Source organism: Arthrobacter sp. YN (assembly GCF_002224285.1).
In the GTDB taxonomy this organism is placed as follows: Bacteria; Actinomycetota; Actinomycetes; order Actinomycetales; family Micrococcaceae; genus Arthrobacter.
Window position 1 is genome coordinate 1,603,052 of sequence record NZ_CP022436.1, and the last position, 20,580, is coordinate 1,623,631.

The 20,580-nt window shown below is 62.9% G+C and carries 13 protein-coding genes; 7 read left to right on the top strand and 6 right to left on the bottom strand.

What is annotated here, in order from left to right; all coding sequences use genetic code 11:
• Positions 1-146: 146 nt before the first annotated feature.
• Complete coding sequence (locus CGK93_RS07315) at positions 147-1,556, top strand: MFS transporter (RefSeq protein ID WP_089594251.1); 1,410 nt, start codon at positions 147-149, stop codon at positions 1,554-1,556.
• A gap of 68 nt (positions 1,557-1,624) precedes the next feature.
• Here CGK93_RS07315 and CGK93_RS07320 read toward each other — a convergent pair whose 3' ends face one another.
• The 6 genes from CGK93_RS07320 to CGK93_RS07345 form a co-directional block, all read right to left on the bottom strand.
• A complete protein-coding gene (locus tag CGK93_RS07320; protein ID WP_089594252.1) occupies positions 1,625-3,496 on the bottom strand; it encodes an acetyl/propionyl/methylcrotonyl-CoA carboxylase subunit alpha in 1,872 nt (623 codons plus the stop codon).
• 60 nt (positions 3,497-3,556) lie between these two features.
• A complete protein-coding gene (locus tag CGK93_RS07325) occupies positions 3,557-4,225 on the bottom strand; it encodes a Maf family protein (protein ID WP_089594253.1) in 669 nt (222 codons plus the stop codon).
• Between the two features lie 183 nt (positions 4,226-4,408).
• Positions 4,409-6,934 (bottom strand): MMPL family transporter, encoded by a 2,526-nt coding sequence (locus CGK93_RS07330; RefSeq protein ID WP_089594254.1) that lies wholly within the window; start codon positions 6,932-6,934, stop codon positions 4,409-4,411.
• Position 6,935: 1 nt separating this feature from the next.
• Positions 6,936-7,658, bottom strand: coding sequence for a TetR family transcriptional regulator (locus CGK93_RS07335; protein ID WP_089594255.1), 723 nt, complete (start codon positions 7,656-7,658; stop codon positions 6,936-6,938).
• 143 nt (positions 7,659-7,801) lie between these two features.
• Positions 7,802-8,305: a YbjQ family protein gene (locus CGK93_RS07340; protein ID WP_089594256.1), complete on the bottom strand. Its 504-nt coding sequence runs from the start codon at positions 8,303-8,305 to the stop codon at positions 7,802-7,804.
• Positions 8,306-8,397: 92 nt separating this feature from the next.
• The gene (locus CGK93_RS07345; RefSeq protein ID WP_089594257.1) at positions 8,398-9,831 is read right to left on the bottom strand and encodes a dicarboxylate/amino acid:cation symporter; all 1,434 of its coding nucleotides are present in this window, start codon (positions 9,829-9,831) and stop codon (positions 8,398-8,400) included.
• 174 nt (positions 9,832-10,005) lie between these two features.
• On the opposite strand from CGK93_RS07345, the gene CGK93_RS24035 reads away from it, so the two are divergent.
• The 6 genes from CGK93_RS24035 (at position 10,006) to CGK93_RS07370 (ending at position 20,548) form a co-directional block, all read left to right on the top strand.
• A complete protein-coding gene (locus CGK93_RS24035) occupies positions 10,006-10,455 on the top strand; it encodes a hypothetical protein (protein ID WP_232481571.1) in 450 nt (149 codons plus the stop codon).
• Positions 10,456-10,630: 175 nt separating this feature from the next.
• A complete protein-coding gene (locus CGK93_RS07355; RefSeq protein ID WP_157731647.1) occupies positions 10,631-16,321 on the top strand; it encodes a DUF6531 domain-containing protein in 5,691 nt (1,896 codons plus the stop codon).
• A 795-nt stretch (positions 16,322-17,116) separates the two neighbouring features.
• On the top strand, positions 17,117-17,296 hold the full coding sequence (locus tag CGK93_RS23790; protein ID WP_198318383.1) for a hypothetical protein: 180 nt from the start codon (positions 17,117-17,119) through the stop codon (positions 17,294-17,296).
• Complete coding sequence (locus CGK93_RS07365; RefSeq protein ID WP_198318385.1) at positions 17,280-18,335, top strand: RHS repeat domain-containing protein; 1,056 nt, start codon at positions 17,280-17,282, stop codon at positions 18,333-18,335. Before CGK93_RS23790 ends, CGK93_RS07365 begins: the two co-directional genes overlap by 17 nt.
• 2 nt (positions 18,336-18,337) lie before the next feature.
• The gene (locus CGK93_RS24040; RefSeq protein WP_232481572.1) at positions 18,338-18,718 is read left to right on the top strand and encodes a hypothetical protein; all 381 of its coding nucleotides are present in this window, start codon (positions 18,338-18,340) and stop codon (positions 18,716-18,718) included.
• Between the two features lie 1,494 nt (positions 18,719-20,212).
• Positions 20,213-20,548 (top strand): hypothetical protein, encoded by a 336-nt coding sequence (locus CGK93_RS07370; RefSeq protein WP_089594261.1) that lies wholly within the window; start codon positions 20,213-20,215, stop codon positions 20,546-20,548.
• Positions 20,549-20,580 lie beyond the last annotated feature (32 nt).

Sequence of the window (20,580 nt, forward strand, 5' to 3'; positions counted from 1 at the left end):
CCACAGAGTGGGATTTTCCTGTGCGTCCGCATGTTGGACTTAGTTGTCCAGTCAATGGACAGTGGGAACTATTATTGAACTCTCGAATATTCCTTCGCCGGGAACCTCTCGGGGCTTCGGCCGGCGTGAAAGAAAGCTGCAAATACATGTCTTCCACCGCACCATCCAAGGAAGGCGAGTCCACTAAGCCAGTGAACTCGCGGGGCAAGGTGATCTTCGCGAGCCTGATCGGCACGACGATCGAGTTCTACGACTTCTACGCCTATGCCACCGCGTCGGTACTCGTCTTCCCGAAGCTCTTCTTCCCGGACGCCACTGACATCAATGCGCTGCTCAGTGCGTTCGCCATTTTTGGCGTTGCCTTCTTCGCGCGGCCTATCGGTGCCGTGGTCTTCGGCCACTTTGGTGACAAGATCGGCCGCAAGGGTACCCTGGTGGCGTCGTTGCTGACCATGGGTATTGCCACGTTCCTCATCGGTCTCCTGCCCACGGCCTCCATGCCGGGTTGGGCCATCCTTGCCCCGATCATGCTGGTCATCCTGCGGTTCTTCCAAGGCCTGGCCCTGGGCGGCGAATGGTCCGGCGCAGCATTGCTGGCCACGGAGAACGCGCCGGAGGGAAAGCGTGCCATTTACGGAACGTTCCCGCAGCTGGGCGCCCCCATCGGCTTCATCATCGCCAACGTCATCTTCATCTGGATGAACGTTTCCCTGAGTGCCGAAGAATTCCTGGCCTGGGGCTGGAGGGTCCCGTTCATCCTCAGTGCCGTCCTGGTGGTCGTGGGCCTCTATGTTCGTTTGAAGCTGGTGGAAAGTGCGTCCTTCACCAAGGTGATCCAGCAGGACAAGGTGCAGAAACTGCCCCTCGCAGCCACCCTCAAGAGCCACTGGCGCCCGGTGGTGGCCGGTACGTTCATCATGTTTGCCACTTACGTGCTCTTCTACATCATGACCACGTTCACCCTGTCCTACGGCACCAAGCCCACCCTGGCCGGTGCGCAGGCAGCGGCTGAAAAAGCCGGCAAGCCCATGACGGCCGACCAGATTGCCGCGTTCGTCCCCGGCCTGGGAATCACCCGTTCCGACTTCCTCTGGATGCTGATCATCGGCGTCGTCTTCTTCGGCATCTTCACCGTTGTCTCCGGGCCACTCGCTGAGAAGTGGGGCCGGCGTAAGTTCCTGCTGGGTGTCACCGCCGGCATCTTCGTGTTCGGTGCGCTCTGGTTCACCATGTTCGGTCCCGGCCAGGCAGCGGCCATGGTTGGCCTCATTGTGGGCTTCACGCTCATGGGCCTGACCTTCGGGCCCATGGCCGCCATCCTTCCTGAGCTGTTCCCGGCCAACGTCCGTTACACCGGATCCGCTGTGGCGTACAACCTGTCCTCCATGATCGGTGCAGCTCCTGCCTCATTCGTGGCCATCGCGCTCTGGTCTGCAGCGAACGGCAGCACGTGGCTGGTGGGCGTCTACATGGCCGCCGCCGCAGTGGTGACCTTCATCGCGCTTTGGCTGACGCGCGAGACCAAGGACATGGACTACGAAAACAACGTGTCCTAAGCAGCCCAATAACGACGGCGGCTCCGCACCATTGGTGCGGAGCCGCCGTCGTTAAGAGGTGCTTTGCGTTAGTCCTCGATGGTGGCGATAACTGCGCCGGCGGCAACAGTCTCGCCGGCCGTGGCAGCGAGGCCACGTACGGTACCGGCCTTGTGGGCGGTGAGGGGCTGCTCCATCTTCATGGCTTCGAGAACCACGATCAGGTCGCCCTCAGCCACCACGTCGCCTTCAGCAGCTGCCACCTTGACGATGGTGCCCTGCATGGGTGAGGTCAGGGCGTTGCCACCTGCTGCGGCAGCCGTGGCGCCAGCTGATCGGGAACGCTTCTTGGACTTGCCGGACTTGGTGCCCGAACCGCCGGAAACTGCCGCGACACCGCCACCCAGACCGGACGGAAGGACGACTTCAAGCCGCTTGCCGCCAACCTCGACGACGACGCGCTGGCGCTCACCGGCGTCGGGCGCCTCAGCGCCTGCTGCGTTGGCAGACCATGCCGGGATGCTGTTGACGAACTCGGTTTCGATCCAGCGTGTGTGGACCTTGAACGGGCCTTCCGCCGGGGCGAAAGCGGGATCGGTGACCACTGCGAGGTCGAAGGGGATGACGGTGGGGATGCCCTCAACCACCATCTCCTCCAACGCCCGGCGTGAACGCTGGAGCGCTTGTTCGCGGGTGGCGCCGGTGATGATCAGCTTGGAGAGCATGGAGTCGAAGTTGCCGCTGATGACGTCGCCCTGCTCAACGCCGGAATCGATCCGGACGCCGGGGCCGGTGGGGTTCTTCAGGGTGGTGATGGTGCCGGGGGCGGGCATGAAGTTGCGGCCCGGGTCCTCGCCGGTGATGCGGAACTCGAAGGAGTGGCCGCGGACCTCGGGGTCGTCGTAGCCGAGTGCTTCGCCTCGGGCAATGCGGAACTGCTCGCGGACCAGGTCGATTCCCGTGACTTCCTCGGACACGCAGTGCTCCACCTGGAGGCGGGTGTTGACCTCGAGGAAGGAAATGGTGCCGTCCTGGCCCACCAGGAATTCACACGTTCCGGCGCCAAGGTAGTTGGCTTCCTTGAGGATGGCCTTGGAGGATTCGTAGAGTCGCTTGTTCTGCTCTTCGGTCAAGTACGGAGCGGGGGCTTCCTCGACGAGCTTCTGGTTACGGCGCTGCAGTGAGCAGTCGCGGGTGGAGACCACCACGACGTTGCCAAATGCGTCGGCCAGGCACTGGGTCTCTACGTGCCGCGGAGCATCCAGGAAGCGCTCGATGAAGCACTCGCCGCGGCCGAAAGCTGCAATGGCTTCGCGGACGGCCGATTCGTAGAGCTCGGGAATCTCGTCCATGGTGCGGGCAACCTTGATGCCGCGTCCGCCGCCGCCGAAGGCAGCCTTGATGGCAACCGGGAGGCCGAATTCTTCGGCGAACTTCAGGATTTCGTCGGCCGATTCCACCGGGTCAGCCGTGCCGGGGACCAGCGGAGCGCCCACCTTTTCGGCGATGTGACGGGCCTGGACTTTGTCGCCCAAGGCCGAGATCGCCTCGGGGGAGGGGCCGATCCACGTGATGCCGGCGTCGATGACCTTGGCAGCGAACTCGGCGTTCTCCGCCAGGAAGCCGTAGCCGGGGTGGATCGCGTCGGCGCCGGACTGCTTGGCGACGTCGATGATCTTGTCCATCACCAAGTACGACTCAGCGGCGGTGTTGCCGCCCAACGCGTAGGCTTCGTCGGCAAGGCGGACATGGAGGGCATCACGGTCAGGATCGGCGTAGACCGCTACGGAGGCAATGCCTTCGTCCCGGGCGGCTCGGATGATGCGGACCGCGATTTCGCCGCGGTTGGCAATCAAGACCTTGGTAAGAGGGCTGGAAATGGGCTGCGCCGGGTTAGCTGACAAGTTGTTGACTCCTTCTGTCCTTGAGGAGCCTAGCGTGATTGTGAGGGTTCCGCCCATATTGATGGGGGATTCCGTGTGTGAGGCGATGTTCCTTTGTAGGGTTGCTACAAACGGCTTTTACTGCTCGTCGTTGTCCCACAGTTCGGTGATTCCCACGTTCGCGTGGACCAGCAGATCCCGAAGGGTGGAGATGGAAAGCCCGACGACGGCGTGCGGGTCGCCGTCGACCTTGCGGATGAAGGCTCCGCCCAAGCCGTCAATGGTGAAGGACCCGGCGCAGTGGAGGGGTTCGCCAGTGGCGATGTAGGCGTCGATGTCGTAGGTGCTCATCTCGGCGAAGTGGACCTCGGCGCTTGCGACGGCACCCACGGTGGCTCCTGTGCCGTCTGTGGTTTCGTCTGTTGCGTCGTCCTCCACGTCGGCAGCAGTGTCCCGGCAATCAACCAGCCAGTGACCGGTGTGCAGTACTCCCTGCGAGCCACTCATTCGCAGCATCCGTTCCCGCGCGACTTCAGCGGTGTAGGGCTTGCCGTGGGACTCGCCGTCGAACTCGAACACCGAATCGCAGCCGATCACCAACGCGCCCTCAGCCTCGGGGAGGGCGGCGACGGCCTCAGCTTTGGCACGAGCCAGCAGCAGCGCTGTATCGTGTGCGTCCGTTACGCCGTATTTGGCCTGCACCGCGTCCTCGTCAACATCCGAAACCAGGACGTCATGCCGGATCCCGGCATCCGTGAGCAGCTTGGTGCGGGCGGGGGACTGGGAGGCGAGAATCAATCGGGTCACGCCACCCAGCCTAATACGAACCCTCTCTCACTTCCCGCGTGCTTAAACCGAACCGTCTCTCACCTCCCGCGTGCTTAAACCGAACCGTCTCTCACTTCCCGCGTGCTTAAACCGAACGCTCGCTCACTTGCCTCAAGCAAGTGAGCGAGCGTTCGTGAACATCGGCTGGGATGTGGAAGAGCGTTAGTGGACCAGTTCCTCGGCGTCGGCCTTCCTGCGGTCGCTGCGCTCCAGCTTGGCGCCTTCAACATCGACGTCGGGAAGAACACGTTCCAGCCACCTGGGCAGCCACCAGGCCTTCTCGCCCAAAAGGTACATCACAGCGGGAACGATGGTCATGCGGACCACGAAGGCATCAATCAGTACACCGAACGCCATGGCGAAGCCCAGCGGCCGGACCATCGTGAGGTGGCTGAAGATGAAGCCGGAGAACACACTGACCATGATGATCGCGGCGGCAGTGACCACGGCGGAGGCATGGCTGAAACCGGAGCGGACCGCGTGTCTGGCGGACTCGCCGTGCATAAACGACTCCCGCATACCCGACGTGATAAACACCTGGTAGTCCATGGCGAGTCCGAACAGCACCCCGATCAGGATGATGGGCAGGAAGCTCAGGACGGCGCCCGGGTTGGCGACGTCGAAGATCCCTCCGAGCCAGCCCCACTGGTAGACGGCAACTACGGCACCGAAGGCAGCGGCCAGCGAGAGCAGGAATCCGCCCGTGGCCAGCAGCGGCACTACGATCGAGCGGAACACCAGCAGCAGCAAGAGCAAGGAAAGCCCGACGACGATCGCCAAGTACGGCGGCAACGCGGCTCCGAGCTTGTTGGAAACGTCAATGTTGCCCGCGGTTTGTCCGGTCAGGCCGATTTTTACGTCAAGGTCGTCGCTGATCACTGCACCCTTGGCGCGGAGATCAGACACCACTTGCACGGTGCCCGCACTGGCCGGGCCTTCCTTGGGAATGACCTGGAATACTGCGGTACGGCGGTCTTCGCTCAGTGCGATTGGTACAGCCGCGATGACGTTTTCTACACTGCGAAGTTCGTCCGCGACATCGAACTGCTTGTTCTTGGCGTCGTTTTCGCTGAGGCCTTCAGGGAATTCGCCGACGACGACGATCGGGCCGGTGACGCCTTCGCCGAAGCTGCTGCGGGTGAGGTCATAGGCCTTGAAGGCCTGCGAATCGACCGGCTCGGATCCGCCGTCGGGAAGTGCCAACCGAAGCTGAGAAGCCGGCAGTGCCAAAGCGCCCAACAGCACGACGCTGGCTACCAAGGCAACCCACGGATGACGCGTGACCATACCGCCCCAGCCTCCGCTGCTGCGCTTTTCGTCGCGTTCACGGTCGGCTGCTTCGTGGCCGGGCTCGGCGTTGTGCTTGGCAGCCTTGGCCCAAGCGCGCTTGGAGATGAGTCGGCGGCCGATCAGGGCCAGCACGGCGGGCGTCAGGGTCAAGGCGACGACGACGGCGACAGCAACGGTCGCTGCGGCCGCAACACCCATCACAGCGAGGAAGGGCAGCCCCGGGACCACGAGTGCTGCCAAGGCGATGATGACGGTGAGCCCGGCAAACAACACAGCGTTACCTGAAGTACCCGTAGCCAAGGCAGCGGATTCCTCCGCGTCCATGCCGGCCAGAAGCTGGGTGCGATGACGGTTGACGATAAACAGGGAGTAGTCAATACCAACCGCGAGTCCGAGCATCAGTGCAAGCATCGGGGAGATGGAGCTCATGTCGATGACGCTGGTCAGTGCGAACGTTCCGCCGACACCTACAGCTACGCCGATCAGGGCCATCAGGAGAGGAAGCCCGGCCGCGATGAGTGTTCCGAGCATCAGGATCAGGACCATGGCCGCGACTGCGACGCCCACGATTTCAGCAATACCGAAGATCTCCGAGACATCTTCGGTGATTTCCTTGCTGGCGTAGGCCGTGACGCCGGCGGAAGAAACTCCGTGGACGATCTCCTGGACTTCCTCGCGGACGGCGGGGTCAACAGCGTTAATGGAGGTCTTGAACTGGACCTGCGCTACTGCGGCTTTGTTGTCACTGGACACAAAGCGGAGGCCTTCAGATGCTTCGAGCTGTCGCTTGCCCAGAGCCAATGTGGCGGCGCCGTCGGCAGCTTCCTTGGCTCCGGCGTCGAGCTTTTCCTTACCGGCAGCAAGTTCTGCGCGCTGCGGCGCCAACTGGGCTTCAACCTGTGCGGGTGTCAGGCCCGAAGCGGCGAGTTGCTGTTCCACCCCGGCGAGTTGGGCCTCGCCCGCTTCCAACTGCGCGCGGGAAGCATCAAGCTGGGCCTGGCCCTCGGCTGCCTTCGCCTCACCGGCAGCGATCTCAGCCGCGGAGTTATCCAGCTGCTCCTGTGTGGTGAACGGGTTCACCGTTCCCTGCACGTCAGGCATGGCCTCGAGTTTGGTCAACGCAGCGGCTACTGCGTCCTTTTTGGCTTGGTCGAATCCGCCGTCCCCGGCATCGAAGACCACGCTGGCGGAGCCTCCCGAAGAATCAGGGAGCGCTTCCTTGAGTTTGTCGGCCATCTGCTGGGTTTCGGTGCCCGGGATGGTGAAGTTGTTGGACATGGTGCCGTGGAAGGCTGCGGCCGAGCCGCCAACCGCCACCATGACGGCCAGCCAGATGGAGATGACCAGCCAGCGGCGCCGATACGAAAACTTGCCGAGACGGTAGAGGAACGAGGCCATGTCAGAACCGATCTGTGGTGGTTGGAACGGAGGGGGAAGCTGCTGAGGCTTGGACGGACGCGTCCGACGGCGGCGCGAAGCCGGCACCGAGGAGACCCATCGCATCGATGAGGTGCTGGCGAAGTACCGCGAGGGATTCCGCCGAGAGATCAGGGCCGCGATCGGCGAACCAGACGGTCATGGCGGCCTTGCCGCAGGAGATCACTGAGCCCGCCAAGGCATGGAGGTAGAGCTCACTGATGCCGGCGCCAAGTCTGCTGCGGGCGGCGTCAATGATCTGCTCGGTGCAGTGCTCCCAGGCTTCAAGCTCGGAACGGGCCAGTTGGCGGTTGTCCTGGGTCAGGCTGAACAGTTCGGCCATGGGCGCCACGGACATGGGATCAGCCAACGCCATGAGGGCTGCCTGGGCGGATTCGAGAATTGACTCGTCCGCCGGGCGCAGCCGGAACTGCTCCAAGGCGTGGTCCATGAAGCCGTCGGCAACGGATGCCAAGGCGGCTTCGAGGCTGGGGAAGTAGTTGAAGAAGGTTCGTCGTGAGACGCCGGCGCTGGCTGCGATGTCTTCCACGGTGAAATTGCCGGACCCTTTGCTACGCAAAAGGCCCAAGGCTGCGGAAGCGATGGAACTGCGGGTGGCCGCCTTGTTGAGTTCGCGCCTAGAGGGGGCGCTGGGCTCAGAAGGAGACGATTCCGCAGCGGCTTCCTGGCTACTGGTTTGAGTCACATACTTACACTAAGTGCAAGTTTGCACTCTGCGCAATGTGAGCGTGCCCGTGCCCCTGATACTCAAAGTCCCGCCCTCGTTCGCTCAGCTCGCCGCTGGGCGGCGAGGGGACGAAGGAGGGCGGGACCTTTGGGCTGATCCGACTAGAACTGGTGAGGCTGGGCCGGGGGAGTCGGCGGGGTAAATTGCTGCTGCTGGGCGGGCTGCTGGGGCTGGGTGAACTGCTGCTGCTGGGCTGGCTGCTGCGGCTGTGTCGGCTGAGCGGGCTGTTGTGTGGCCGTCTTGGTCAGATAGACCGACTGTCCCGTAGCTCCGGGTTCGCCTTCACCCAACGGCAGGACGTACACGGCGGTGCCGTACGCGCAGACTTCGGTCCAGTTGGTGCCCATTTCAGAGGTGTCGAACCGCATGGCGACGATGGCATTGGCGCCACGTTGCTGCGCTTCGTTGACCATGCGTGCCATAACTTCCTGGCGGCTTTCATAGAGTGCCTTGGTCATTTCGGGCAGTTCGCCGCCGCCGAGGGAGCGGAAACCGGCCAGCATTTGCGAGCCGATGTCCCGTGAGCGGACGGTGAGACCCATGACTTCGCCGAAGACGGCGTCGATCCGGTGGCCCGGGATTTCATTGGAAGTGACGATCAACATGGTCCGAGCCTATCCAGAGTTGACCCCTTTAACGGGGAAATCCCCCGGGGAGAACTCCCCGGGGGATTTGCGCCGTTTCAAAGGGACTGAAATTAGGCCTTCGAGTCGGCCAATTCGCGATGGTCCGCTTCGGCTGCTGCCTTGTCGGCGGCGTACTCGTCGGCAAAGGCGGCACCGTTGCGGGGTGCGTTGTACAGCGATTCATCCAGGATGCCCTGGCGCTTGGCCACGATGGCCGGGACCAGTGCCTGGCCCGCCACGTTGACGGCGGTCCGGCCCATGTCCAGGATGGGGTCGATGGCCAGCAGGAGGCCGACGCCGGCCAGCGGCAGTCCCAGCGTGGACAGTGTCAGCGTGAGCATGACGACGGCGCCGGTGGTACCGGCGGTAGCGGCCGAACCAAGGACGGAGACCAGAACGATCAGCAGGTACTGGCTGAAGTCAAGGTTGATGCCGAAGAACTGTGCCACGAAGATGGCTGCGATCGCCGGGTAGATCGCTGCGCAACCGTCCATCTTGGTGGTGGCGCCCAGCGGCACGGCGAAGGAAGCGTAGCCGGAGGGGACGCCGAGGTTCCGTTCAGTGACGCGCTGCGTGAGCGGCAGCGTGCCAATGGACGAGCGGGAAACGAACGCCAGCTGCACGGCCGGCCACACTCCGGAGAAGTACTGCTTGATGGAGAGCCCGTGAATGCGCACCAGGATGGGGTAGAGGACGAAGAGCACCAAGGCCAGGCCGATGTAGATGGCCGCAGTGAACTTGCCCAAAGAACCGATAGTGTCCCAGCCGTAGATGGCCACAGCGTTACCGATCAGTCCTACTGTGCCCAGCGGAGCGAGGCGGATGATCCACCACAGGACCTTTTGGATGACGGCCAGCGCTGAAGCGTTGAACGTCAGGAAGGCCTCGGCCTGCTTGCCAACCTTGAGGGCAGCAACACCGATCGCGATCGCAATGACCAGGATCTGCAGCACGTTGAAGTTGACGGCAGTGCTGACGGTGGTGGCAGCGTTGGCGCTCTCGGTCACAGTGGAGCTGGCGCCGAGTCCCAGGAAGTTCTTCGGGAAGAGGCCGATCAGGAAGGCCCACCAGTCACCGGTCTTGCCAGCGTACTTGGCTTCTTCTGTAATGCCGGTAGCTGCGCCCGGCTGCAGGAGTACGCCCAGGCCGATGCCGATCAGAACCGATACCAGAGAGGTGATCGCGAACCAGAGCAGTGTGTTCCATGCCAATCGGGCGGCGTTGGACACCTGGCGCAGGTTGGCGATGGAGCTCACCACAGCGGTGAAAATCAAAGGTACGACGGCGGTCTGCAGCAAGGAGACGTAGCTGGAGCCGATCGTCTGGAGAGTAGCCCCCAGGGCATTGGGGGCGGTCTTGGTGCTGCCCGTGTACTTGGCGATGAGGCCAAGGATGAGGCCCACAATGAGGGCTGCGATGATCTGGACGCCGAAGGAACCGGCCCACTTGGGGAGCCGGAAGCCGCTCTTGCCAGCTGCTGGGGAAGTGTTGGTTGAGGTGCTCACCGGAACACGTTAGGTGCAGTGTCAATAACATAGCGAACGGACGTTGAGAAATGTTACGTGCGCAAAAGTTATTCCCGCGGTTTTGTGACGTTGATCTCAGCCGAGGGCGTTCGGGCCGGATTGCAAGGCCGTGGATCCCGTCTTTGCGGTCATGGTCGCTAAAAAGGGACTCGCATGGCGGCGACTGTTGCAGCGGAGCGCGGAACGTCCGCTGGCGTTACCCCCGCGCGGTTTGTCTGTTTGTTGGATTTATTCGGTGGTGTTGGTAGTTTGTGGGTGTTTGGTTGCCTGGGCTGGTTTTGGTTTGGGTGTTGCGATTGTTCTTATTGGGAGGAAAGTTCTATGTCGCGTGTGTTGTCTACTGAGCAAGCCAAGGCTGCTATCGGTCAGGTGCAGTCGATTATTACTGGTGGGTTTACGGATCAGATTTCGGCGTTGGATGCCCAGGGTCGGTTGTTGTCGGATCCGAATGTGTGGGATGGGCCGTTGGCTGCTGAGTTCCGTGGTTCGACGTGGCCGGAGACGAAGGCTGCGTTGGATAAGGCCAAGGAGGAGCTGGAGCAGTTGCGGGGTCAGTTGCAGAAGATTTCGCAGGATATTTTCTCTGCCGGTGGCGGGGCCTGATTCTTTTTTTGCTGTGAGTGTGAGGGCCGGGTGATCGTGCCGCTTTAGTGCGGTGTGGTTGCCCGGCCGTTCCGCTGTGGTCTGGTGGTGCCGGTTCGTCCCGCGTGGTTGTGGTGCGGGTTTGTGTGGGTTGTTGGGTTTTGTTCGCGTTCTTGTTCTGTGGGGGGCTGTGGTTGTGACCGAGTTCGTTGAGATGCCGTTGTTGCCGGATTCCGATGCTGGCCATGGTGGCCGGTTTGTGTATGGGGTTGCCGAGTCGGTGAAGGGTGCTTTTGAGTCCGCAGCGTCGCGGGTCCAGGAGCATTCGGGTTCGCGGACCCCGTTGGTGACCGGGGCGGGGGAGGATTTCCGGGGACATTTCTCGGAGGTGTTCGCGGCGAACGCGGCTACGGCGTCCCGGGACGCGGAGTCCCTGGCCGCGGCGTTACGGACGGTGGCCGGGTATGTGGGGACCATGATTTCCGAGGCGCGGGACGAGGATGACCGGCGCCGGGAGAACAACGAGTGGGTGCGGCGGCATAACAACCGGAACTGGCTTGAAGAGGGCTGGGACAACCTTTGGGGTGAGGAAGCGCGGCCGAATATGGAGCCGGGCAGTGCGCCGTCGTTCCCTTCGGAAGCCCCGGCGTCGGGGGCGCGGGAGGCCCCGGGCCCGGGTGGCGGGTACGGGGGCGGGACGTCCTCGGCCCGTCCGGAGTCGTTGCGGAGTTTCGCTGCTGGTTCGCGTGGCCTGGATGACGGGATCGCGTCGGTGCCGGGGTCCTTGGAGTCGGAGTTGTCTTCGTTCGCGGACCGGTGCGGGTGGGGCCGGATCGACGCTGCTGGTGTGGTGACCGCGTTCCGGGAGTATTTGCGGTTGAACGAGGCGGACGCGGCGTGGGCGGTGGTGGTCGCGGACGCGTTCGCTGCCGCCGGCAGCGAGGGCGCGGTCTCGACCCTCTCGGACGCGGCGGTGAACGAGGCACTGGCCGCGGCCGGGGTTTCGGCGAACCGGACCGGGCTGGTCATTGACCCGCCCACCGCGGCCGGGGCGATGCCCTCGTCCGGGTATGCGAATGATCCGGTGAACACGGCCACGGGTAACTTCATTGAACCCGAAACAGATCTCGGGTTCGCCGGGGCCAGCACTGACCTGGTTCTCACCCGGATGTATAACTCCCTCGGTTCCGGCCTGGACACTGTTGGGGTGTTTGGTCCGGGGTGGGCCTCGGTGCTGGATCAGCACCTGGTCCTGTCCGATGAGGGCTGCCGTTGGGTGCTGGCTGACGGCCGTGCGGTGGACTTCCCCCGCGAGGGTGCGGGTTGGGCCCGCGCGGTCGGCGAGAATTACTGGCTCGCCCGCCACCCGGTCACGGAACCGTTCCTGGCGGAACTGACCTCCGTCCCGGAGGGTGTCACTGAGGTGTTGGTCGTGACCGATAACCAGGGCGGCTGGTGGGCTTACACCACCGCCGGGGTCTGGCTCGGGACCGGGGCAGGACCCGGCCGGACCATCTCCGCCCACCGCAGTGCTCCCTCAGGGACCGTATCCGATGCTGTGGCGTCCGATGTTATGGATCCCGCCGGCGTGGATGACCGCGAAGCCGCGGCTGCACCCGATACGGAGAGTACGGTCGACGGCGGCGGGCCGGGTGTGGTGCACCGGTTGGTGCATGTCCGGGGCCGGTTCCTGGAGATCGACTATGCCGATGGTGTGGTCGCGGTGGTGCGGGGTTCGGATGGGCGCCGGGTCCAGTACGGGTACGACGCCGAGGGCCGCCTGGTCACCGTCGGCACGGAGACCGGCACCCGCACGTATCGGTGGAACGAGCAGGGCCTGATCGCCTCGGTGGTTTCTGCTGCGGGTGTGGTGGAGGCCGAGAACACATATGACGAGGCCGGCCGGGTGGTTTTGCAGGTCACTCAGCATGGGCGGCGGACGAGGTTCGCGTATTTACCGGGCCGGGTCACGGTGGTCTCCGATGAGGACGGGTCCCGGTCCAACTCGTGGGTCGCCGATGCGAAGGGCCGTCTGGTGGGAGTGTTGGATGCGGAGGACCGGCGCCAGTCCATGGCTTATGACGCGCATTCGAATCTGGTGTCTTTGACTGAGCGTGACGGTGCGGTCACGGTCCACGGTTACGACGCCCGCGGACGGAAGATCCGCACCGTGACTCCGGAGGGCGCGGACCTGAGCTATGGGTGGGACGAACAGGACCGTATCACCACCTTGGTCACCGCCTCCGGTGCCGTCGTGGCCTATGAGTACGCCGATGACCTGTCCCGGGACCCGTCGGTGGTGGTGGACCCGTTGGGTGGCCGGACCGAGCTTCAGTGGCGGGACGGGCTCCTGACCCAGGTCACGGACCCGGTCGGGGTCACTATTGGTTTTGAGTACGACGGGTTCGGGGACCTGACCGGAACGTCCAACGCCGCAGGTGACACCGCGAGGATTGTGCGGGACCGGGCGGGTCGTCCGGTGACGGCGTTGAGCCCGTCGGGGGCCGAGACCCGGTTCAGTTACGACGCTGCCGGGGTGTTGGTGCGTCGGGTGGATCCGGACGGGGCGGTGTGGGCGTTCGAGCACGACACCGCGGGCCGGACCACCGTAATGGTTGCCCCGGATGGGGGCCGGACGGTGTTCGAGTACGCCCCCAACGGTGATTTGGCCCGCACCACGGACCCGATGGGCCGCAGTATCGAGCGGGTGGTTGATGAGCTGGGTAACCTCACCGGCGCGGTGTTGCCGGACGGGGCGTCGTGGGGGTTCACCCATGACAACCTCTCCCGGCTGGTGGGTATCACGGACCCGGGCGGGCATGACTGGGTGCGGGAGTACGACACGGTCGGTGCCCTGACCGCCGTGGTGGATCCGACCGGTGTCCGGACCGGGGCGGTCACGGACCGGTCCAGCGGGACGGCGTCCCTGACGGACGCGTTCAGCACGAACACTTACAGTTTTGATGAGTACGGTCGCCCCACGAAAATCGAGGCCGTGGATGGGTCCGCGGAGCTGGTCAGCTATGACGCGGCGGGGAACCCTGTCGAGTTGGTTGATGGTGAGGGCGGGTTGACGGTCCTGGGCCGCGACGTTGCGGGGAAGATCACCTCGATCACCTCACCGTCGGGGGCGGTGACCTGGTTCGAGTACGACCATTGCGGCCGGCCGTTCCGCAGTATTGACCCGGTCGGGGCGGTCACGGAACTGTCCTACGACCCGGACCAGCGCCTCACGGCGAGGAGACTGCCCACCGGTGAGGTCGAAACCTTCGCCTACGACGCGTGTGGGCGGTTGACCGCGAAGCATACTCCGGGGGAGGGCACGGCCCGGTACGGGTACGACAAGGTCGGGCGGCTGAGCTTCGCCCAGGATTCCTGGTACGGGACCCGCCGCTTCGAATACAACCTCGCCGGGGAGTTAGTGTCCACGACGAACGGGGTGGGTGGCAGGACCCGGTTCGAGTACGACATCCGCGGCCGCCTCACCCGCATCACCGACCCTGTGGGTGGGGTGACCACCCGCACCTACACGGCCACGGACCAGGTCGACACGGTCACGGACCCGCTCGGGAGGGTCACCACCGCCACCTACGACCCGGCGGGCCGGCAGCTCTCCCAAACGGACCCGGACGGGCACACCACCACCTGGGCCTACGACACCGCGGGCCGGGAAGCCTCCACCTCGGTGGACGGTGCCCTGATCGCCGCCATCACCCGCGACCTTGCCGGCCGTCGGGTGGTCATCACCGACCACACCGGTGGGGCGGGGTATGCGGTGGAGCACGAACTGTGCTTTGACCGGCGCGGACTCCTCACCCGAAAGTCCAACGGGAACGGCAACGGGAACGGGACGCTGTCATGGGAGTACGACGGTGACGGGAACCGCATCGGGTTCACCGACCCCACCGGCACCACCACCCGCTACACCCGCGACCCCGCAGGGAGGGTCACGGCCGTGTCGAACCCGTTGCTCGGGGACGCGGCCTTCACCCACGACCCCTCCGGGCGGATCACCTCCGCGACCGCCGGGAACTACACCCAGGAATGGGTATACCGGGGAGGGAGCCTGGTCGAGCACACCCGCACCCAGGTCGATAACCCGGGTGCTGCTGATGTGACGTTGATCGGTCGTGAGGACGGCGGGCGGATCACCGGACTGTCCCGGAACGGGGTCGTGACCCGGTACGGGTACGACACCGCCGGGCAACTGATCACCGCCGCCACCACCACTGTGACTGACTCGGAGGCCTCGGGTTCGGTGGTGGGGTGGGAGTACGACGCCGGTGGGCGGCTGCTCCGCGAAACCACCCCCACCGGGGCACGAACTTTTGAGTACGACGCCGCGGGCCAGCTTCACGCTGTCACGGAACCTGACGGGTCCCGGACGGAGTATGTGTATGACGGGTTGGGCAGGCGGGTCCGGGTGATCGACCCGGACGGGTCCTGGACCGAATACGCCTGGGGCCCCACCGGCTACCTCACCGGCACCATCGAAAAGGATCGGGACGGGGCCGAACGAAACCGGCACCGGCTCCACGTCGACGCGCTCGGTGAACTCGCCACCGTGGACGGGACACCGTTGTGGTGGGACACCGCCGCACCCGTGCCGACCCTCGCCGGTATAGAGACGACCCAGGTGTTGTCCCTGCCCGGCGGTGTCACCGGCATCGGGGAGGCGTGGACCGCGCCCGGGTGGCGTGCCGCCCGCCCGACCGACCAGTACGACCCCTGGGCCGTCCTCGGAACCCCCACCACCCCGCACCCCACCCCCGGAACCACCACAACAATCGGTGCCGGGCTGGCCGGTGCCGGTGCCGGTGCCGGTGCTGGTGCGGGTTTGGGTGCCGGTGGTGTGTTGCCAGCCGGTATCACCCTGACCGCTGGTGGCGGGATCGACATCGCCGGACTCGAATGGCTCGGCAAACGCGCCTACGACCCGGCTACCCGGGGCTTCCTTTCCACCGACCCTCTCGCCCCTGTCCTGGGCGCGGGCTGGGACGGGAACCCCTACGCCTACGCCGGGAACAACCCCCTCAACACTTCTGACCCCACCGGCCTGCGGCCCCTAACCGACGCTGACCTGAAAGCCTACGACGGCTCCTCCCGCGGCGCCATCGCCGCCACCGGAGACTGGTGGAACGACAACTGGGAATACGTCGCTGCCGGGGCCGCCATCGCCGTGGGTGTGGGCCTGATGTTCACCGGTGTCGGGGGACCCGTTGGTATGGCCTTGATCGGAGCGGCTTCCGGTGCCTTTATAGGTGGTGGGGTATCAATGGCGTCGCAGAAGAAAATTACGGGCCAGGTGAATTGGGGACAGGTGGGGGTCGATGCGCTTGTCGGGGGTGCAGCAGGCCTTGTCGGTGGGGGAACCGCCAGCCTCATGGCCAAGTCCGCCCCGTCCGTAGCTCGATGGGGAACAACCACAGCGCAGTCCGCTCTTCGATTTACTTTTAGCAGCACGGGACGAGCTGCTGCGGCGGCCGGGACCTCCGGGTCCACATCGAATGTCCTCAATTACCAGTTCAACAACCCTAGAGTCAAGGACTTCGCCGGTTATGCTGGGGCTGTTGTGACAGGGTTTGGGACCGGCTCAGTCTTTGGCGTTGCTGGAAGTAAACTCACAACGTTTGTGACTTCGCGCATAAATGTCGCTCCGGTATACCCTGCCGGTTGGAACCCTCGTCTGATCGCACCCAATGTCCAACGTTGGACGTTGGGGTGGAGCGAGGCAACGAACCACATCATTGGAGGTGCCCAGGGTGCAGTAAACCAATGGGTCCGCCCCGGTGCGGACACTTCTCGTGCCGGGATACTCTCGGCCGCAGCACAGGGCTTCTTTCTGGGTGCAAAGGGACCTGTGGCCGGTGTTCACCGCGCACCTTGACATCAATCCAATGGAGCCTAAAGAGAGAGACATGAACACATCACCTGGGCGGGACATCTCAAGACATCCGTCTGGAAAGTCGGCGAAGCAATTGCGGAAGGACCGGTGGGTTCTGTTTGTCCTTGGATGTGCACTCCTGCTAATCCCCATAGCCATATTTGTTGTGCCGCCGGTTTCGGATGCGTATGACGAGACTCATAGGGTTGCGATCGAGTGCACGGTTACGGGTGCTGAAGGCGGGGTAGCGTCAGGGGGGAACCGTGGTGGTGCTTCCTGGTCTCGGGTTCAAATCAGTACCTCGGATTGCGGGACCCTGACTCTGACTAGGGATATCACCGAGTCGAACCGGGATGCCGTGGCCGCGGATTTGTCGGGTGGTGGACGATATTCGTTCCAGATCGGGGCGACAACGCAAGCAACGTGGAAGCTATATGAGGTCCTCGGCGTAACTCCTATGGTTTATTCATTTCAAAAAGTCGACTGAACTGATCGATTTCCCTCCGCCGAGTACCGGTTGGAGTGGTGAGCTGACTGCCCCAGTCCCTGGAGGGGACTCCTATTGGCTTCAACGCCACTAAGGATGTGGAATGCGTCGGGAACTCTGACCGACCCGGCTGGTGGGGTGACCCCCCGGACGTATACGGCCATTGACCAGGTCGCTAGTGTGACGGACCCGCTCGGGAGGGTCACCACCGCGACGTATGACCCGGCAGGCCGCCAACTCTCCCAGACGGACCGAACGGGCGGACCACCACCTGGGCCTACGACGCTGCGGGCCGGGAAGCGTCCACCTCGGTGGACGGTGCCCTGATCGCCGCCATTGAACGTGACCTGGCGGGCCGGCGGGTGGTCATTACGGACCACACCGGCGGGGCGGGGTATGCGGTGGAGTACGAACTGTGCTTTGACCGCCGCGGCCTCCTCACCAGCCGCACCAAACGGGACCTGGAACGGGGCGTTGGGGTGGGAGTATGACGGTGACGGGAACCGGACCGGCTTCACCGACCCCACCGGCACCACCACCCGCTATGCCCGCGACCCCGCGGGCCGGGTCGTGAAGGTTTCGAACCCGTTGCTGGGGGACGCGGCCTTCACCCACGACCCCTCCGGGCGGGTCACCACCGCCACCGCAGGGAAATACTCACAGGAGTGGGTGTATCGGGGAGGGAACCTCAGCGAGCACACCCGCACCACCACCGCCGACAACAGCACCAACCCTGCGGGCACAGCTGATGTGACGTTGATCGGTCGTGAGGACGGCGGCCGGATTACCGGCCTGTCCAGGGGCGGGGTCGTGACCCGGTACGGGTACGACGCTGCCGGGCAAATGGTCTCCGCCACCACCACCGACAGCCACAACGCGTCGGCGTCGGGTTCGGTGGTGGGGTGGGAGTTGGTTGTTGGAAGAGTGGTGGCGGGCCAGGCTGTGCGAAGTATGGCTTTAAATGTTGCGACTTCGACGTTGACTCGTGCCACAGGCAATGCCGCAGTCATTGCACGGAGGTTCGGTGCAAATTTGTTGAAGGACATGGTGGGTAGCGGGGCAGCAGGTGGTGTCACTGGAACCGCCGATTACGTCCGTGAACGCGTTCAGAAGGGAGGCCCCTGGACAGCCCAAGGACTGCTGGGTAGCGCAACTGGAGGTGCCTCCACGGGTGTCATCAGCGGGGCACTGAGTCCAGCAGCCGGCCACGTTACGGGCAAAGGCGCCCAGTTTCTCCTGAGTGCGAGCGTCAACACAGGCGCCGGGTTCGCGGGGGACATGCTCAAGAGTGGTGTGAATGGCGAAGCATTTGATCCGATCAAGTCTCTGGTTTCTTCTACTACGTCCGGAGTGTTCTCTACGGGTGTTTCTACTTCGCGGGGAAACTCATCGCAGGGTTACGCTGATCTCATTGGAACAAGCACCTCTTCGCCTATTGAGTATTTTACGAAGGCCAATATGACTACAGACTTAATTAATTCACTCATTGGGCTCGGAACGAATGGAATGATCGATGAAGCATGGAAATAATGATGACTAAAGAGACTGCCGGGGGCCGCACCCTTCGTGAAAGAGCGATGCCCCAGTGGTATCAATGGCTGAGCGTGACAATTCCCGGTCTTATAGCGATTTTAACCTGCGTAAATAGATTTGACGAGTTTGGCTTATCTGCTTGGCTAACAAACTTTATTGTCTTGTTTATATGTATTGCCGGAATGGGGTTTGTGACATATGTCAGTTCAAATTTTGCATCAGTAAATACTTTGGTTGGCACAATTGTCCTAGGCGGTCTAGCCATAGCGGCTCTGTCCAACATACTTCCGGTCATTGCGACATCGTACGGATCGCTATGGGCGGGCTGTGGTCTCGGCTTCATGATTGGGCTGACTCTAACTGCTGGTGAACAACGATAAGTCTGGGCTTCGGTGTGATTGGCAATGAAATCCAAGCAGCACAGCAAGCAGAGAAGCTGTCATGACTAAAGAGCGGCGGAATTCTTGGGAGGGCTCCCTGATCTTCAGTGGGGTGGTGTTAAAGGCCACGCTCTCTGTGATGGTGTTCGTGCCGAATGACACAGTGTTTGCTGGAGGTCGGTTCGTTACTTGCCGTCTGGCTGTTGGTTCTTTGTTTCTTCGGTTTGGCTTACCTCGGCAGTGGATGGGTTCCGTTGTTCTGGTTTTGTTCGTTGCGGTGTGGTTGGTCTTGGGTGTGTCTGGGTATGCCTGGTTTGGCGGGTTCCTTGCGGGAACGTTTGCAGGTTTGGATGGGGGCGTGCTGCTGGGAGCCGCACAAGGGGCCCGGTGGCTCCTTGGACGGTGGATAAGCGTGGATTTGGTTCAGCGGCGGTATAGGGGCGGGGGTGGGCTACCTTGTCAGTGGGGGTCCTCACACGGTCGCAGGACTCCTTGACGCTACTGCGCGTGGAACCATAGTTGGAGCGGGCACCGGCGGAATTGCTCACGGGGCTACCTCCAAAGCGGACGAACTTTTCCACGGCGTACAAACAACCAATCACGCGGGCCAGTCTTTGGGGTCCATGATCCCGCGACCCTCGGGAGCCAGCGATGTATTGAATGGAGTTCGTCTTCGTGCGCAACCGGCCGGAGAAGAGATAGCTGGCGGGCACGCATTTGGAAAGCACGTATTGGATGAGGGCAGTTTCCGGGAATTACAAGTAGGGAGCAATTTGCTTCCAACATTGAGAATGTGATAATCAATGGCACTCCCCGTTATTTGCCAAATGGCAAGAGCTTCTACTGGCTTGACGATACGATAGTGATAAGAAACCCGAGGGCTGGCGATGCGGCACATCCTTCAAGCCTGATGGCGGATACCAATATTTTATTTCGAGTTCTCGAGGTGGGTAATGCGTTGGATTCTTGAAGAGCCAGGATATGAGGTCGAAGACCGTCGAGAGTAGGTGCTGCAGGAGTGCCCCCCGGGCCAATTCCTCATCGGAACATATCCTCAGACTATTGTTGCTCTCGCGAACTGTCTGAATGAAGCATCGGCAACTGCCGGGGACCGGGCCAGGTTTGCTGTCGAAAGGGATGCGCTTCGACGCGTTCAGGCGCAGGCAGGTCCGTTTTGGATGGAGAACCCACACGGATCTTTCAGTTCCGAAAAACCACTGATGTGGCGGTCAATGGAACTGCACGGAAAAAAGACTCATCGATCTCTTCGACTGCTATGGGGAAGACCGGTTTCCGGTAGCTGTCGACGACGGAGAAACTGATGTCTTACGAACGGCCATATCGGCAGTGTTGCGGACCATTGATAATGAGGAACTTGTCTCGCGCGTCGACGCTACGGAAACTCAGTTGAGGGAGCTCCTTCACCATATGAAATGAACCGTAGAGTCTGTTCGAGAATTCAGATGTGCTTGACGGCCGCTCGGAGGAAAACCATTGACGCAGAATCTTGCATTGCCAGGTCTCTATGACCGCATGATCGAGCGAGGCATGGTGGATCTGGAACCTTGGGAACTTCTACGAGGAGCCCAGCAGGCGCAGCGAATGAAACACACAGACGAGGTTTTCCCTGGCTGGAACCTGATTCCTTTTGCCTGCAGGTCCGATAACGATGATGTGGCCTGCTGGACCGGAAAGAACGTCGTGGTCGTCGATGACTACGACGTGATGCGGGACGCAACTGGGGCGGCCATACGCTACCAGGCAGCGGAATACCACTCGATGGATGAGTGGCTGATTGCGGCAGTACGGGATTTCATGGAGTTTGACTGAACCAGCGTCGCGGCACACCGAGTGCCCCCAGC

Coding starts and splice junctions, on each gene's coding strand:
- CGK93_RS07315 (WP_089594251.1), top strand. CDS start 147: ATGTCTTCCACCGCACCATCCAAGGAAGGCGAGTCCACTAAGCCAGTG.
- CGK93_RS07320 (WP_089594252.1), bottom strand. CDS start 3,496: ATGGGCGGAACCCTCACAATCACGCTAGGCTCCTCAAGGACAGAAGGA.
- CGK93_RS07330 (WP_089594254.1), bottom strand. CDS start 6,934: ATGGCCTCGTTCCTCTACCGTCTCGGCAAGTTTTCGTATCGGCGCCGC.
- CGK93_RS07340 (WP_089594256.1), bottom strand. CDS start 8,305: ATGTTGATCGTCACTTCCAATGAAATCCCGGGCCACCGGATCGACGCC.
- CGK93_RS24035 (WP_232481571.1), top strand. CDS start 10,006: ATGGCGGCGACTGTTGCAGCGGAGCGCGGAACGTCCGCTGGCGTTACC.
- CGK93_RS24040 (WP_232481572.1), top strand. CDS start 18,338: ATGACTAAAGAGACTGCCGGGGGCCGCACCCTTCGTGAAAGAGCGATG.